Origin of the sequence: Mesorhizobium sp. M7A.F.Ca.CA.002.04.1.1, assembly GCF_004022805.1 — a bacterium.
GTDB classification, from domain to species: domain Bacteria; phylum Pseudomonadota; class Alphaproteobacteria; order Rhizobiales; family Rhizobiaceae; genus Mesorhizobium; species Mesorhizobium ciceri.
Map to the genome: position 1 here is coordinate 1 of NZ_RZPL01001249.1, position 626 is coordinate 626.

The window sequence follows — 626 nt, forward strand, 5'->3', positions numbered from 1 at the left end:
TCGTCTCGGCCGTAAAGGCGAGGCGGTTCTCGACGCCCGAGACCTGCTCTTCGACACGGGCTGCCGCGGCCGCCGCGCTCGAGGCGAGACGCTCGTCGGCGCCGGCAAGCGCCTGCTCGATTTCGCGGGCATGCACGGCCATTTCCTGGCCGGTCCGCCTTGCGCGTTCGGCAACCCGTTGCTCGGTATCGGCAAAGGCGCCGACGATCGTCTCGGCATGCTCGCCGATCGTGGTGGTGCTGCTGGCGATGCGCGACACCAGACGCTGATCCGCGTCGTCGAAGATACGGCCGATTTCCGAGGCGCGGCTCGACAGCGCTTCCGAACCCTCGGCGATGCGCGAGACGAGCTGCTGGTCGGCGGCATCGAAGATGCGGCCAAGGTCCGATGCGCGTGCGGCAAGCGCTTCGGCCGATTCGCCGATCCGCATGCCGAGCCGCTGGTCGGCGCCTTCGAAGTTGCGCAGGATGTCGCCGGCGCGCGCGGCCAGCGACTGGGCCGTTTCGATGGCGCGGGCGACCAGCTTCTGGTCGGCGGCATCGAACGTGCCTGCAATTTCGCTTGCACGAGCTGCCAGATGGTCGGCGGTGTCCTGAGCCCGGGCGGTCAGCTGATCTGCGGTTTCC

General features: G+C 69.0%; 1 pseudogene. It reads right to left on the reverse strand.

Annotation, left to right across the window (positions count from 1 at the left end):
- Positions 1 to 626: pseudogene (locus ENZ75_RS33615) on the reverse strand (kinesin); the annotation flags it as partial.